16 protein-coding genes and 1 other annotated feature are annotated in these 15511 nt (G+C 44.0%); of the genes, 4 read left to right on the top strand and 12 right to left on the bottom strand.

Going from position 1 to position 15511, the window contains the following annotated elements; all coding sequences use genetic code 11:
- Positions 1–79: 79 nt before the first annotated feature.
- On the top strand, positions 80–265 hold the full coding sequence (locus KI742_RS03495; RefSeq protein WP_005381805.1) for a DUF3545 family protein: 186 nt from the start codon (positions 80–82) through the stop codon (positions 263–265).
- A 236-nt stretch (positions 266–501) separates the two neighbouring features.
- Here the strand turns inward: KI742_RS03495 and KI742_RS03490 are convergent, their stop codons facing one another.
- The 3 genes from KI742_RS03490 to nfo all read right to left on the bottom strand — a co-directional run bounded on the left by KI742_RS03490 (position 502) and on the right by nfo (position 3021).
- Positions 502–1053 (bottom strand): hemerythrin domain-containing protein, encoded by a 552-nt coding sequence (locus tag KI742_RS03490; protein WP_005381807.1) that lies wholly within the window; start codon positions 1051–1053, stop codon positions 502–504.
- Between the two features lie 113 nt (positions 1054–1166).
- On the bottom strand, positions 1167–1847 hold the full coding sequence (gene ung / locus KI742_RS03485) for a uracil-DNA glycosylase (protein WP_005382846.1): 681 nt from the start codon (positions 1845–1847) through the stop codon (positions 1167–1169).
- Between the two features lie 289 nt (positions 1848–2136).
- The gene (gene nfo / locus KI742_RS03480; protein WP_238765049.1) at positions 2137–3021 is read right to left on the bottom strand and encodes a deoxyribonuclease IV; all 885 of its coding nucleotides are present in this window, start codon (positions 3019–3021) and stop codon (positions 2137–2139) included.
- 326 nt (positions 3022–3347) lie between these two features.
- On the opposite strand from nfo, the gene grcA reads away from it, so the two are divergent.
- A complete protein-coding gene (gene grcA, locus KI742_RS03475; protein ID WP_005381814.1) occupies positions 3348–3725 on the top strand; it encodes an autonomous glycyl radical cofactor GrcA in 378 nt (125 codons plus the stop codon).
- A 111-nt stretch (positions 3726–3836) separates the two neighbouring features.
- On the opposite strand, the gene KI742_RS03470 is transcribed toward grcA, so the two are convergent.
- The 5 genes from KI742_RS03470 to thrL all read right to left on the bottom strand — a co-directional run bounded on the left by KI742_RS03470 (position 3837) and on the right by thrL (position 9535).
- Complete coding sequence (locus KI742_RS03470; protein WP_005382842.1) at positions 3837–4496, bottom strand: NADPH-dependent FMN reductase; 660 nt, start codon at positions 4494–4496, stop codon at positions 3837–3839.
- A gap of 139 nt (positions 4497–4635) precedes the next feature.
- Complete coding sequence (thrC, locus tag KI742_RS03465) at positions 4636–5916, bottom strand: threonine synthase (protein WP_005381818.1); 1281 nt, start codon at positions 5914–5916, stop codon at positions 4636–4638.
- On the bottom strand, positions 5913–6869 hold the full coding sequence (thrB, locus tag KI742_RS03460) for a homoserine kinase (protein ID WP_054728792.1): 957 nt from the start codon (positions 6867–6869) through the stop codon (positions 5913–5915). The genes thrC and thrB overlap by 4 nt, the downstream gene beginning before the upstream one ends.
- Positions 6870–6889: 20 nt before the next feature.
- Positions 6890–9349 carry a bifunctional aspartate kinase/homoserine dehydrogenase I gene (gene thrA, locus KI742_RS03455; RefSeq protein ID WP_053304351.1) on the bottom strand — a complete coding sequence of 820 codons (2460 nt, stop codon included), beginning with the start codon at positions 9347–9349 and terminating at the stop codon, positions 6890–6892.
- A 53-nt stretch (positions 9350–9402) separates the two neighbouring features.
- Positions 9403–9522: a sequence feature (Thr leader region), on the bottom strand.
- Entirely contained in the window at positions 9458–9535 is a 78-nt protein-coding gene (gene thrL, locus KI742_RS03450; RefSeq protein WP_074192076.1) for a thr operon leader peptide, read from the bottom strand. It overlaps the preceding feature by 65 nt.
- Before the next feature lie 423 nt (positions 9536–9958).
- On the opposite strand from thrL, the gene KI742_RS03445 reads away from it, so the two are divergent.
- A complete protein-coding gene (locus KI742_RS03445) occupies positions 9959–10429 on the top strand; it encodes a hypothetical protein (protein WP_047102035.1) in 471 nt (156 codons plus the stop codon).
- On the opposite strand, the gene KI742_RS03440 is transcribed toward KI742_RS03445, so the two are convergent.
- Positions 10426–10908: a putative 4-hydroxy-4-methyl-2-oxoglutarate aldolase gene (locus KI742_RS03440; protein ID WP_005381822.1), complete on the bottom strand. Its 483-nt coding sequence runs from the start codon at positions 10906–10908 to the stop codon at positions 10426–10428. The genes KI742_RS03445 and KI742_RS03440 overlap by 4 nt on opposite strands.
- A 64-nt stretch (positions 10909–10972) precedes the next feature.
- Complete coding sequence (locus KI742_RS03435; RefSeq protein WP_238844411.1) at positions 10973–11380, bottom strand: DUF3293 domain-containing protein; 408 nt, start codon at positions 11378–11380, stop codon at positions 10973–10975.
- A 361-nt stretch (positions 11381–11741) separates the two neighbouring features.
- Here KI742_RS03435 and arcA point away from each other — a divergent pair, with 361 nt between their 5' ends.
- Positions 11742–12458, top strand: coding sequence for a two-component system response regulator ArcA (arcA, locus tag KI742_RS03430; RefSeq protein ID WP_005381824.1), 717 nt, complete (start codon positions 11742–11744; stop codon positions 12456–12458).
- Positions 12459–12543: 85 nt separating this feature from the next.
- Here the strand turns inward: arcA and KI742_RS03425 are convergent, their stop codons facing one another.
- Both KI742_RS03425 and arcB read right to left on the bottom strand, forming a co-directional pair.
- Entirely contained in the window at positions 12544–12993 is a 450-nt protein-coding gene (locus KI742_RS03425; RefSeq protein WP_115385735.1) for a hypothetical protein, read from the bottom strand.
- Between the two features lies 1 nt (position 12994).
- Positions 12995–15349 (bottom strand): aerobic respiration two-component sensor histidine kinase ArcB, encoded by a 2355-nt coding sequence (arcB, locus tag KI742_RS03420; RefSeq protein WP_005381826.1) that lies wholly within the window; start codon positions 15347–15349, stop codon positions 12995–12997.
- Positions 15350–15511: the final 162 nt, after the last annotated feature.

The raw sequence follows: 15511 nt of genomic DNA, 5'->3' as shown, positions 1-15511 counted from the left end.
CTCACGGCTATTGTGGTACTTAAAAAACTCCACAAGGACTGGTTACAACAGTTTAGCTTAAGAAAGGTAAAGGTGGCTTATGGAAGGCTTTCAACTAGATGACATTTTTAATCTGGATACTACCTCAACAACCAAATCTCGTGCCAAACCAGTAAAGCGAAAGTGGCGTGAAATAGAAGAGATGAACGACAGACGCAATTTGCTTAAAGAGCTGCGCGAACTTGATGTCTGTACCGATTATAACTTGGAAGACATTAAACTCTAATTCAAACAAAAGGCACCTTACAGGTGCCTTTTGTTTTTTGTTTACAGTGACCGTAAACACCGTGAGTTTATGTACCAAGGTTTAAGTATGAATACCATTATTACTCAATGAGAATCTTCCGTACTTTTTGCCGAGAAATATGCACACTAAATTTTCGGTTGATTCCCAATAAATAAGAAATGTATCTCACAAACCCGAGAGACGGCTTTCGCTCGCTCAGGTTTCATCACTCAGGCTTAAACATACTCAGTATCACTTTGACGAACACGTTCGGCCAACTGCTTATAACGATCAGCAATCGTGTCACCAAACACAGGATCATCCTCACTGACGCTCCATAAGCTCTCGACGTGCTGCCAATCTTCTGTGGTAAATAACTCTTCAATGAGAGGCAAAATTTTTCGCTCTTCTAGCTCCAAGTGGTGCCTTTGCGATTCTATGAAATCTTCTAGGTGAGCGACAAACATGTCTTGTGGCACAACAGCATCCTGAAGGATCATCTCTATCACGGATGAAAACTCTCTGGTTTTACTCGCTAACTCTAGATGTTCTTTCTCTAAATTTTCCATGGTTTGTTGCTTACCATAGTGTTCAAGAAAGTGGTGATAGAGGATATCTTCTTTCGGGTGGTGTACTTTCTCCGAATGATTAGAGAGGTAATCAACAATCTCGCTTACTAACGCATAGTTGATTACACGTTCTTTTTTTATCTCATTAAGCTTATGGCGCAGTATCGCCAACAGACGAACCATATAACCATGTTCGCGTCGAATTCTTTCGATCATCATAGCGTCTCTCCTTAACACCTACTTTTAGTAAGTGTACATGAGAAATTTACTATCAGCCTCGAGCGTGCTCAAAAAAACAGCGATCATACCACCCATGATCGCTGTCTCTTCATTTATACCGTTAATGGCAAATGCCAGTTAATTGGTGCTTTTTCTTGTGATGTAAGCAACTGGTTTGCTTGAGAGAAATGCTTACAACCGAAAAAGCCTCGATGTGCAGAAAGTGGCGATGGGTGTGGGGCAGCTAACACATGGTGCTTATTGCGATCGATAAAACGACCTTTCTTCTGTGCATGTGAACCCCACAGCAAGAACACTACACCTTCTTGATGCTGATTAATGGCTTCAATCACTCGATCAGTAAACGTTTCCCAACCTGTCTTTGAATGTGAATGCGCTTTACCTTGCTCCACCGTTAATACCGTATTGAGTAACAATACGCCTTGTTCAGCCCAGCTTTGCAAAAAACCATGCTGAGGGATTTGGAAACCTTCAATATCTTGCGCCAGCTCTTTATACATATTAACCAGTGACGGTGGCGTTTTAATGCCAGGAAGTACAGAGAAACACAGGCCATGCGCCTGATTTGGGCCGTGGTATGGGTCTTGTCCTAGAATCACGACCTTAACGTCTTTGAACTCGGTAAAACGAAACGCGTTAAAGACATCTTTTGCGGGAGGAAAAATAGCTTTGCCTGCGGCGCGTTCGGCTTCAACAAAATTCAAGGTGTCTACAAAGTAGCTCTGCTTTTTCTCTTCGCCGATCACATCGTGCCAAGTGGGTGACTGATTCATGGAAAGTTCCTGTCCTAAATTTTGCTTCTATTCTAACGAGCGAAACTCAAACAAACAAAAACTTACCACGAACTTGAGACAAGTAATAAAAGACTAATGCTTCTGTGGCGTTCGAAAGTGCCCCTGTCCGGTAATGTGACGATTAGGCATCGGTAAGCGAAGCACGCGACGAGTGTAAGCATAAGGAGTAAAAGAGAGTGGTCGAGACATGTTGGCATCCTTCTTTGCTAATTCAGAGATTGATGTTCAATGACTAAGAAAGAAAGGTGCCAACTTTGTGGTTACGCCATTAACTGTCAATGGCCGTTAAATGGAATTGACGCAACGTGTTGATCTCTTGCTGCCAAATATCTGGATCAATTGTTTCTAAAATCAGAGGGATACCATCAAAACGAGGGTCTTTCGCGATGTACTCAAAGCAATCCCACCCGATCTCTCCTTTACCAAGAGAATGGTGGCGATCTACTTTGCTGGCAAACTCTACTTTTGAATCATTTAGATGCATTGCTCTTAAATAGTGCATACCTACGATACGGTCGAACTCTGCAAAGGTGCGCTCGCAATCTTCTTTTGTACGTAAGTCATAACCAGCCGTAAAGGTATGGCAGGTATCAATACAAACGCCGACACGATCTTTATCTTCCACTTGCTCGATGATTTCAGCAAGGTGCTCAAACTTCCAGCCTAAGTTAGTGCCTTGACCTGCCGTATTTTCGATAACAGCGATCACATTCGGCACCGCTTTATGCGCAAGATTGATCGACTCGGCGATCGTTGCGAGGCACTCCTGTTCAGAGACTTTCTTTAGGTGACTACCCGGGTGGAAGTTAAGCAAAGTCAGCCCTAACTGATTACAACGCTCCATTTCATCAATAAATGCCGCGCGGGATTTATTCAGCTTTTCTTCTTCCGGCGCACCCAAGTTAATCAGATAAGAATCATGGGGAAGAATATGTTCTGCTCCGAAACCCAGCATTTTACAGTTCGCTTTAAACGCACTGATGGTTTTTGCTTCTAAAGGCTTCGCCACCCACTGGCGTTGGTTTTTTGTAAATAGTGCGAATGCATTCGCGCCAATTTCACGAGCTCTCAACGGAGCTTGATCGACCCCACCAGCAGCAGAGACATGTGCACCAATGAGTTTATTCCCAAGCTTGTTTTTCATGTTTGTCATTTAATCACTTTAGACTTTCAGTATTGCTACCTAAATACAGATAGTTGCGTTAACCAGTTTAAACTTTAATCTCAATTTGTAGTAAATTTACAACAAAATCAGTTATTAAATATTTTTTATATTATCAAATAAATTGTAATTAGTTTGTTTTCAAAGGTTTTATTGATTTAATTCAATAAAATCACCTTAATAAAAATAATGTTTTTGGTTGTTTATTGACTTAAATCAATATTAAAATAGTGGATATTAGCTATATAATACTCAGCTCAACGAAAATTCGAAAATTAACACCAATAATCACCACGTAAGTGGTCTAGGAGATAGTGATGATCCAAGGTATCCAAATTACAAAAGCGGCAAACGACGACCTACTAAACTCTATCTGGCTATTAGATAGCGAAAAAAATGAAGCTCGTTGTGTTGCTGCAACTGCTGGCTACGAAGCAGACCAAGTTATCGCAATCAGCGACCTAGGTGAATACGAAAGCCGTGAAGTTGCAATCGAAACTGCTCCTCGTATCGAAGGCGGCCAACACCTAAACGTGAACGTGCTTAAACGCGAAACACTAGAAGATGCAGTTGCACACCCAGAGAAATACCCACAACTAACTATTCGTGTTTCTGGTTACGCAGTACGTTTTAACTCGCTAACTCCAGAGCAACAACGTGATGTAATCGCTCGTACTTTTACTGAGACTCTATAATCTCTCAGTAAACTAGCTCGCTAGAATTTAAAAAGCTTGGTCAGCAATGACCAAGCTTTTTTTGTTTCAGAATCCTTCTAACCCCTTTCTATAATGGAAAGCAACTCGCCTCTAAGGTGCATTTCTTTGCGAAGGATCTTTCTGAAACGCTTGCGCTACAGAGGTTGGATCAAGCCTATCTCTTTGCAGTGACGCCCCTTCTGCCCACCAAATCAATTGATGCATAGTGCGATTCATATAGTTGTCCCACTGCGTCTGCTCCGACTCATCCGCAGCAACGCCCTGTTCATCAAAGACTTCTTGCGCTTTCGGAATGTGGATCATCGCAGAGACAGGTAGACATCCAAGTTCAGATAAGAAGGTACGCATCGACACTGCAGCACGAGCGCCACCCCATTGCCCTGCAGAGTAGGTCACGATAGCACTCGGCTTGTAAGAAAACAGCGAACTGCCGAAATGGTTAAGCATGTTCGCCAAAGCAGGACTCATCGAATGGTTATATTCCGGGCTAACCATCACATACCCATCCGCATGTTTGATTTTGTCTGCTAGCTCACTTAGGTGCTGCGGAACTTTAGAGCGGTGATAAGCAAACTCGGGCTTAAACACATCACCAAAGTCGTAATTCAAAGGGTCGATGATTTCGACCGTATGTTGCGAATGTTGACTCGCGATGAGTTTTTCACACGCTTTACTGACTCGCATTCCTAAACGGGCTGGTCGTGGTGGCGTGCTGTCTCTCACTGAGCCAAGAAAAATCAAAAAATGCATGCTTCTCTTTCCATCTCATTTAGTTAAGTTCGTTTCTCAATCATAAAGAGAGTCAAAACTTACCGACAATAAAAAAGGTGAATGATTACTCATTCACCTCTCGTTATTTCTGTTTTTGATACTTACTATACTTTGAAGCTTACTGCACGCGGCGCAGTACTTGTTTCAATGCGTCAAAGTCTGCGTCGAGCTCTTCCGATAGCAGCTCCATCGCAGCGTGCTTCGCTAGTGGCGCAGGAAGCTCGATATCGGATTCTAGAATATCATCCACGACTTCTTTGAACTTCGCAGGGTGAGCAGTACATAGGAACAGACCGGTTTCACCGTCTTGCAATTGTTCTTCAAGAACGCGGTAAGCAATCGCACCGTGCGGTTCGCATAGATAGCCTAGAGCATGTAAGTCTTTCACTGACTGTGCGCTTTGCTCATCAGATACTGCACCTTTACCTAACGTCTCCAAGCCCCACTCTTTCACACGGCACAGCTCTTCGATACGAGGCCAGTTGTTTGGTTGGCTCACGTCCATCGCGTTCGATGTTGTTGCGACTGTTGGTTTTGGCTCCCACTTACCTGTTTCTAGGTAGCGAGGAACCGTGTCATTGGCATTAGTTGCAGCGATAAAGCGTTTGATAGGCAAGCCCAACGCTTTTGCCAATAGACCAGCAGTTAGGTTACCGAAGTTACCGCTTGGTACTGATACCACTAGGTTTTCACGCTCTTGCTTGCTCATTTGCGCAGCTGCTTCAAAGTAGTAACAGATTTGCGCCATCAAACGGCTGATGTTGATTGAGTTTGCAGAGTTCAGACCGATCTCTTCACGCAGTGCAGAATCATCAAAAGCTTGCTTAACCAGTGCCTGACACGCATCGAAGTCTCCATCGATCGCGACAGTATGGATGTTCTTACCAAGCGTACAGAATAGCTTCTCTTGCAGTGGGCTAATCTTACCTTTCGGGTAAAGAATCACAACGTTGATGTCTTCCATACCGTAGAAAGCATGCGCAACGGCTGCGCCAGTATCGCCGGAAGTTGCAGTCAGAATAGTGATCTTGCCGCCGTCCGAAACCGCAGCAAGAGATTGCGCCATAAAGCGACCACCAAAGTCTTTAAATGCAAGCGTTGGACCATGGAACAGTTCCAGAGCGTAAACACCGTCTTTGACCTGATTAATTGGCGCAGGGAATTGGAATGCAGCATCAACAAGAGCATTCACTTGCTCCTCTGTAAGTTCATCTCCAATTAACGCCGATAAAATCTTAGTGCTACGAGAGACAAAGTCTTCTGCAAGCAGCGCATCGATATCTTCAAATTTTGGTAATTCCGATGGGAAAAATAGACCTTGGTTACGGCCTAACCCTTGGCGAACGGCTTGGCCAAAGGAAACTTGTTCATCATTTTCTTTTATATTGTAAAGCTTCATAGCTCACTTCCTGTTACTTTCGAACCCTGCTTATCTAGACGACAAACGTGGACGAATCCTTCTTCGTTTTGTACGTAGTTTTGTTCTAACCAGCGAGCAACTCGCTCAGCGACATCTTTCTCTTTGCAAATACTGAACAGTGTCGGCCCACTGCCAGAAATACCGGTAGCCAATGCACCCGCAGACGCTGCGTATTGACGTGCATTCGCAAAACCCGGAAGCAGTTTCTCACGATACGGTTCTGCGATCACGTCTTTGATCATTTTTGCAGCAAGTTCTGGCTGACCAGAATGACACGCATGAATAAAGCCCGCAAGGTGGCGACCATGAGCAATGATATCTTGTCGGCGGTATTGAGATGGTAGGATCTCACGCGCTTCCGCCGTTGATACCTTGATACCCGGATACGCCATCACCCAGTACCAATCATCAAAACAAGGCACTTTTTGACTGATGATACCAAGCTCTTCAAGCATCAACTGGACACCACCAAGGTAACATGGCGCAACGTTGTCGTAGTGAATACCACCAGAGATCTTGCCTTCCATCTCTCCCATCAGCGCTAGTAATTCTGTCTCGTTAAGTGGCTGTCCATGGAATCGGTTCAATGCATCTAATGCAGCAACGATAGAACATGCACTTGAGCCTAAACCAGAGCCAATTGGCATGTTCTTTTCTAGCGTCATCTCAAGTGGTTTTAGCTCAACGCCTTTTTTGTCTAACTCACGAGCAAACACAAGCCAACAGTCGTAGACGATGTTCTCTTTTGGTTCAGTTGGCAATTTCTCAACAAAATCACCCGCCGTTTTAAGGCTGAACGGGTCAGCCCCAGATTTCACCAATACACGGTCACCCAATAGTGTGCCATCCACTGGAGACACGGCAGCCCCCAGCACATCAAAGCCAACGCTTACATTACCAATTGATGCTGGGGCATAAACCACTACATCCATATCACTTGAACTCATTATTGTTATACCCCTAGTTTCCAACCTAAAGTACGCATCACGTCAGAAAATACACCCGCAGCCGTTACTTCGGTGCCTGCACCATAGCCACGTAACACTAGTGGGATTGGCTGATAGTAACGGCTGTAAAATGCCAGTGCGTTTTCACCGTCCTTGATTTTATACATTGGATCGTTTTCATCCACCGCAGCGATGCTTACTGTGCACTTGCCCTCATTAATCTCACCAACGTAGCGCAGTACTTTGCCTTCTTCCGCTGCCTTTGCAGATAATTCTTTAAAGTAGGCGTCTGCTTCAGGTAAACGCGCCATAAATTCATCAACGCTACCAGAATCATCAAAACCTGGTGGCAGTGCTTGATCAACCACAACGTCTTCTAGTTCTAGAGACATGCCTGCTTCACGAGCTAGGATCAGAAGCTTACGCGCGACATCCATACCAGAAAGGTCATCACGAGGATCCGGTTCAGTAAAACCATTTTCTTTTGCGATATTAGTTGCTTCACTTAGGCTCATACCTTCATCTAACTTACCGAAGATGTATGACAGAGAGCCAGAAAGAATACCGCTGAAGCGCTCTAGCTCATCACCCGCTGAGATTAGGTTTTGCAGGTTTTCGATTACCGGTAGACCCGCCCCCACAGTTGTTTCGTACATCAGCTTGCGACGAGAGCTGCGCGCAACATCGCGAAGCTGATGGTAGTAAGCCATGCTTGCTGTATTTGCTTTTTTATTTGGTGTAACGACATGGAAACCAGCAGCTAGGAAATCAGCGTATTGATTCGCAATATCTTCACTTGATGTACAGTCAACCAATACTGGGTTGATGATGTGGTTACGTTGAACCAAAGAAATCAAACGCGCTAGGCTGAACTCTTCTGTCGCTGCCGACATACGATCACGCCAATGATCGAGTGGCAGACCTTCACTATCAAGCAGAAGACCTTTGCTGTTTGCCAAGCCACACACGCGAATAACGATGCCTTTTTCCGCAAGCTTCGCCTGTTGACGCTCGATCTGATCCACCAGCTCACCACCAACGCCACCAATACCAACCACGAATACGTCTAAGAAGTGCTTAGAGTTGAATAGGTTTTCGTGACACGCTTTGATCGCTTCAGAGATTTTATCTTCAGGAATCACGGCTGAGATAGCACGCTCAGATGAGCCCTGTGCGATGGCTACAATGTTTACGTTCACTTCAGCAAGAGATGAGAAGAAGCGAGATGCAACACCGCGCGATGTACGCATGCCGTCACCAACCAACGTTATGATTGAAACATTATCAATAAACTCGACCGGCTCTAATAAGCTATCTTTCAGTTCCAACTCAAACGCATCGGCCAGTACTTGTTGCGCTTTTGCTTTATCTTCTGCCTCAATACAGAAGCTAATGCTGTACTCAGAAGAAGACTGAGTAATAAGAACAATAGACACACCAGCGGAAGACATTGCGCCAAATACGCGGCTTGCCATGCCAACCATACCCTTCATACCTGGGCCGGAGACGTTAACCATAGTTAGGTCGTTTAGCGTCGTGATACCTTTGATCGCCAGATTGTCTTCACCAGTGTCTTGCCCAATCAAAGTTCCTGCACCTTGTGGGTTAAAGCTGTTTTTGATCAGACATGGGATGTGGAACTGTGCGATTGGGGCGATGGTTTTCGGGTGCAGAACGGAAGCACCGAAGTAAGAAAGCTCCATCGCTTCTTGATAGCTAAGAGATTTAAGTAGGCGAGCATCTTCGACTAAGCGAGGGTCACAGTTGTACACACCATCTACGTCTGTCCAGATCTCACAGCAATCTGCGCGCAGACACGCCGCAAGAACCGCCGCCGAATAATCAGAGCCATTGCGACCAAGTGTTACCAATTCACCTTTCTCGTTACCTGCGGTAAAGCCAGGCATGATGTTCACATGACCTTGAGGAAGAGGATTCTGGCGGAAGTTCTGAGTCGAAACTTCAACATCGACCATGGCTTCAAGGTGATCACCTTTTGCGTATAGGTATTCAACTGGGTCGATAAGATGTGCAGGCTGGCCTTTGGCTTCTAACACCGCTTTCATCAATTGAATCGAAACGCGTTCGCCTTTGCTAATAATACGTGCATTAACATTGTTTGGGCACATGCCAAGAAGGTTGATGCCATGAACGAACTGGCGTAATTGAGAGAGAGAAGTTTTCACTTGGTTATCGAAAGCTGAACCATCGATATTGGGTAGTACTGCTTGGATTTGAGTGAAGAGCGTTTTAAACGACTCCTCCAACTCTTTGATTTGTAGTTCTGCTTCACCATTGCGCAATGCGCCTTCAATGACCGCAACCAATTTGTTTGTTGTTTTACCAGGAGCGGAAAGAACAACCGCTACTTCTTCTTGTTGAGCGTTATTGGCAATAATGTCTGCCGCTCTCAAAAAGCGATCTGCATCAGCTAGTGATGATCCGCCAAACTTCAATACTCGCATCCCTTCCTCCGGTATATCTTCTTAAATTTGTCTAAATTCTGGATAAAAAAGCATAAAAAAAGGCCTGTATCTTGTTGGATACAGGCCTTTTTTGTGAATTTCTTTCGCTCAGCAGCCTGCCCCAACATGTGTCGTGTCGGTAATAATAATGGTCGTGGTCATTACTACTAGGCTGTTAGATGGCATAAATAAATATTCAACGTTAATTGTGTTTGCTTAACTCTACGTTTACCGAGTTTCTGATACATAGTCAACAAAAAATTGTTTGTTTTTCCATCTTTCAGAGATTTCTGCTAAGCAATGTCATTGATATTTATAGTTAATTACACATTATTGATCATTTGGAAATCTACAGTTAGTTTTTGTAAAGGACTTAACTATCATCACCAGTTCGGTTTTTTATCTAATAACTAGTCTAATCTTTGCCATAAAACGTACGATCAAATAATTCGAGAGGGTTGTGACACATAACAACAACTTAACTGTGACTTATGTTCATAGGATCGAATTATTTAGAAAATAGGTGAGCTAGCTTTCATATTCTATGCTTTAATAGTGAGAAGCTTTGGGCGCATACTAATAAAAAAGTTGACACAAGGAGTGGTGAACATGAAAAGATGGCTTTTTCTGTTGCTGTTTTTTGTGCCTGGTGTTTGTCTAGCCAACGAGCTTCCGCCGCTTCCAGGTAAAACATCCCCTTCTCCTCATAAACTATTCATTTCCAGCGACAGTTATCAGTCTGACAGTTTTGATGTTTGGAATATCGATACGGGTTACGCTTACGAACTTTTTGATTCGGTAGACGTTTATGTCGGTGCACGAGTCAATAACTCTCCTACCCAAAATCAAAGTGGTTTTTTGAGTGGGATCAGCTATCACTTTAATGATCGTGTCACGCTGAAAAGTACAGTTCGCTCTTACAAGAACGAAACAGCGGAAGGTATTCGCCAAGACGACAGTAGCCTCGCGGCTGAAGTCTCAAGTCGCGTAAAAATTACCGATAAACTGGATCTTCACGCGACTCTTGATTACCAAGATTGGCAACAAGGCTTTGAAGTTGGTCTAGGCTTTCGTTTTTAGAAGTCCAGCTTTTGCTTAGAAATCAATACACCGTTCCAGTCCGCGTAAACGTAGTGCTTAGGTTGAACGATTTGGTTTTGCATCGTTAAGGTTACGTTTACCTCTCCTATCCCACGCTTCTCTGTTTTAAACGGGTTAGTGCCAAGAGCTTGAACGCCAATGTCCATTTGAGATATTTGTGCTACGTCGCGTATTGCACCATAGACAATGATGCCTTCCCACCCATTTTCTATTCCGAGTATCGCTAATTGATCGCCGAGTAATGCTCTCTGACACGATCCATGTCCGTCAACAATCAATACTTTACCCGTTCCATCTTCGCCCAGTACTTCACGCACTTTCGAGTTATCGTGATAGCAGCGCACCGTAACGATTTCACCGTAAAAAGCGCTACGTTGACCAAAGTTCTGCAATGGTAAAGTAAGCAAGCTCACTTGGTCTTCAAATTGGTCACAAATATCGGGTGTAATGTCTCTCATATTTCCTCCGTGAATTTTCTCACCCAAGCGATGCTTCAGTGAGCAGTATCCTTTTCTATACCTTCTATACGAGCCGAGGTTTAATGGAGCCTAACGTATGAAAAACTTTCGGCTGCGAGCACGCAATAAGATAAAGTTGGTCATTAATGACGTAATAAATCGCGTTTTGTTGAAAGTCATTCGCCAATTCAACGGCTACCTCTGGCGACAACTCGACGGCAAAGCTTTCCTCATACCATGTAAAAGCGCTATCACCTACCGTGACAGGCGCGTAATTAACGTGCTGTAGCTGTTTTTCTAACGCGTGATTGTTTATGCTGTTCTCTTCTTTGGACCTCAAGTTACTGTATGGGTTCCAAGCGGTTATCACAGCATAGTTTGAAACACGCCACTCGGCTTCGAATCTGAAAAAAGATTCTGAATAAGCATTCCATAACGATGAGTCTATGTTCGTATTACTTTTTTCTATCATAAGTCTTAAACGATTAATAACAGTTACATTTCATCAATTGATATAAATCAACAAACTGAATGGAATTAACATTTGAGCATTGTTAGCATGCTGTTAACAATATAAAATCCGCTCAATATCTTAGGGTGTTTACGTTTCAGGCCCCACTGAAAGCAGGAAATGAAAGGTAAACAAGCCCTTTAGAATAAACGTCGCCATTGGATACTGGTGAGTTGGCAAAATTCCATGGAGGGCGGATAACTGAAAGAAGTGTTTTTTTGATCAACTTGATTTATTATCAAAATCACATTACCTGTATGTTATATTTTTGCCTAGAATTTATTCTATTAGCACAATTTTGTCACAAATTTAGGTACCGCCAATGCAAACCCCGCAGATTCTTATCGTTGAAGATGAGCAAGTAACTCGTAACACTCTTAAGAGTATTTTTGAAGCAGAGGGATACGCTGTTTTTGAAGCCAGTGACGGTGAAGAGATGCACCAAGTGTTGTCTGATAACTCAGTCAACTTGGTTATTATGGACATTAATCTTCCAGGCAAGAATGGCCTTCTACTAGCGCGTGAATTACGCGAGCAAGCGAACATTGCTTTAATGTTCCTGACAGGCCGTGACAATGAAGTAGACAAGATCCTAGGTCTTGAGATTGGTGCAGATGACTACATCACTAAACCATTCAACCCACGTGAACTAACTATTCGTGCACGTAACCTACTTAGTCGCTCAATGAGCTCTAACGCGGTGCAAGAAGAGAAGCGCTCGGTAGAAAAGTATGAATTCAACGGTTGGGTACTAGACATCAACAGCCGCTCTCTAGTAAGCCCTGCTGGTGATAGCTACAAGCTACCTCGCTCTGAGTTCCGCGCACTACTGCACTTCTGTGAGAACCCGGGTAAGATTCAAACTCGTGCAGATCTTCTTAAGAAGATGACTGGTCGTGAACTTAAGCCACACGACCGTACTGTAGACGTAACGATTCGTCGTATCCGTAAGCACTTTGAGTCTGTTTCAGGTACGCCAGAAATCATCGCCACTATCCACGGCGAAGGTTACCGCTTCTGTGGCGATCTAGAAGACTAGATTTAACCGCTAATATGCGAAGGGCTTGCTCATTGAGCAAGCCCTTTTTGTTTTAGGTCTAACGACTAATGCAACATCATTGCGGTTAATAAACCTTGTTAATCTTCACGTACTTTTCGACTAACCAACGCTGTTTACCCGCATCGTCTAGAAGCACTGCGACATCAACCGATTTTTCTGTGTTCACATCAATATAAGACGAGAACGCCACCTCCCATCGGCTTTCACTGTGCGTTCGAGTATCTAAAGACGCACTGTCCACCAACCACTCTTTTTGCCCCTGTTTAATAATAAGAGCTTCTGCCGTTAGATTTGCAGGAAGTAACTGATCTCCTTCGAGGTAAAGTGCACCTTGAATACTTTGCTCTTCCACGTCCCCAATATTCGGCATGAGGTTCACCCATAAATTACTTTTGAGCTCAACATTAACCTCATTAATCGTAATCTGACTGTTTTGTTGCCAATTCACATTTGGAACGGAACTACAGCCTGCCATCAATGCCATGGCTAATGCCAATGGTGCGATTCTTTTCATGTTATTTCCTTTGTTCCAACCAACTTTTGAGGACTTGAATATCGTTTTGGTATTCATTTTTGATCTCTTCAACCCAGTCTGAAATGTTTTCCCACCATGCTGGCATATCGGGCGATTGCGCTTTTTGCGCCACACTTTGGATACGTTTCAGGCCAATTGAACCTGCAGCACCTTTGATTTTATGCGCTTCAGAAACAATCCCATCTTGATCTTTCGCTGTCATGTTCGAATCTAAGACATCGATATAGTCTGGCATCATATCTTCAAACATTTTTATGCTGTCGTAGACAGGTTTTGCACCAACAATGTCGACGTAAGACTCTAACATATCCATATCGAGCAAATGTGTCTCAATCACAGGAGAAGGCACTGGCTCTTCCACTGTTTCGGGACCGCTCACCACTTCCTTAGGTTGTTCTAACTGGTGAGCGAAGAATTTATCAATCACTGACTGAATAGCATTCACTGCCAGCGGCTTACTGATCGCATCATCCATGCCGTTATCTAAGTATTCACGACGATCTTTCATTACATTAGCAGTTAAGGCGACCAATGGAGGAAGATTGTTATAATGCTTGCGGTAATAATTGGCGACATCAAAGCCCGTCATATCAGGCAGTTGGATATCCAACAACGCTAAGTCGTATTTTTCTGGCACAAAGTTCACTAACGCTTCTTGGCCCGTCATTGCCACGGTGACAGAGTGCCCTAGGCTCTCTAGTAACGATTTAGCCACAGTTACGTTAAGCTCGATGTCTTCGACCATAAATATGTTGAGGCGCACATTGTCGCGTTTCGCATCAATGACTGGCTCAGCTAGTTCAACAATCGGAACGTGGATCGATACAGTAAAAGTGCTACCAAAGCCTTCCTCACTGGTAACCGTAATGTCACCATCCATCATATTGATCAGTTGCTTAGATACCGCCAAACCAATACCTGTACCGACCGCATGCAGGTTGTCCTTGCCTGATTTCACTTGGTAGTACATCGCAAAGATCTTATCTAGCTCTTCGTCTGGAATACCAATACCTGTGTCTTCCACTTCCATAATAATGGTCGCAAAATCGTCTTCGACATCCGCACTCACTGTCATCACAACGCCACCTTCTTTGGTGAACTTCATTGCGTTGCTGACTAGGTTCCAAATCACCTGACGTAGACGGGTTGCATCCACTTCAATTGCTTTTGGCAAGTCGCTTAAACGTTCTAAATCAAAGCGTAACCCTTTTTGTTCCGCCATCAGAGCTGAGATACTCTCAATCTCTGCGACGAAGTCTTCGAAGTTAAGTGGCGCAGGTAATAGTTCTAACTTACGGCGATCAAATTTATCCATATCGATAATATCGTTGAAGATGTTACCTAGCGTAATCGCACTCACATTGATGGTCTGCATGTGTTTACGCTGCTCTTCTGTCAACGGACTATCTAGAAGCATACGACTTAAGCCTACAATGCCATTCAGCGGCGTTCGCAGCTCATGACTGATGGTTGAGATGAAGGTAGTTTTGTCGCGGCTTGCTTTCTCTAACGACTCTTCATGGCGCTTACGTTCAGTGATATCACGACCGAACCCAACGAGACCAAGGTGGCGGCCATCTTTGCTGTAAAATGGCACTTTACGCAGCTCAAAGTAATGCTTGCGACCATCTGGGTATTCGAGCCATTGCTCGTAAGTAATCGCTTGATTATCGGCAAAAACCTTTTGGTCAGTATCAACGATATGCTCGGCGATTTCTTTGCTATACACATCCCAAGGGCTTAATCCGACTAACTGGTGCTCTTTCTTGCCCGTTAGCTCTTCCATCGCGCGGTTACAGCCAGAGAAAACACCATCCGCATTGCGGTAGTAAATTAAGTCTGGTGAGGCATCAATAAATGAACGCAGTAATGCGGTACGTTCTGCCAACTCTAATTGAGTACGTTCGCGTTGGAACACCTCATTTTCGAGGTCTTGCATCGCCTCTTCACGTGCTTCTTCCGCTTTAATACGCTCTTCAATTTCTTGGTTAAGCTTTTCAATGTTTTGTTGAAGTTGGTAATTCAGCTCTTGATCTCGCGAACGCATGTCCTTCAGTTTGGACACCAGCTTAGTTAAACGCTGGCGAGACTCTTCTAGTTGATCGACAACCACAGAGAGGAAGTAAACCGCCCAAGGGGTGATCAATAGACCAAAAAACACCGAACGGACAATGTCGATATCATCTACTCGCCCTTTAAGAGCTAAAGTAATCCCTACCTGCACCACAACAGCTAATGCCACCAGCGCAAGGGCTAGCAAAATAGAGAAGCGAACAATCCCCAGTTTGACTAGCAAGTCGACATAATACTGGGCGAGATTTTTCATGGGTTTCATTAACTACTCCATGGTGGTGGCTAGATAGCGCCATTCGATGATGAAAAACAGGTAAATGCACTCGACCTAACGCAATTTAGGTCTGTTTGATTAGTGAAAAACACACGGTGCGATCTGCGCTTGTGACACGAGATAGAAAGATAAACCAACGAGCGCACAGGC

Origin of the sequence: Vibrio sp. D417a (assembly GCF_030248595.1) — a bacterium.
GTDB lineage: Bacteria > Pseudomonadota > Gammaproteobacteria > Enterobacterales > Vibrionaceae > Vibrio > Vibrio alginolyticus.
The sequence above is the reverse complement of the archived record's forward strand: the minus strand, read 5'-3'. Positions and strand labels throughout refer to the sequence as shown.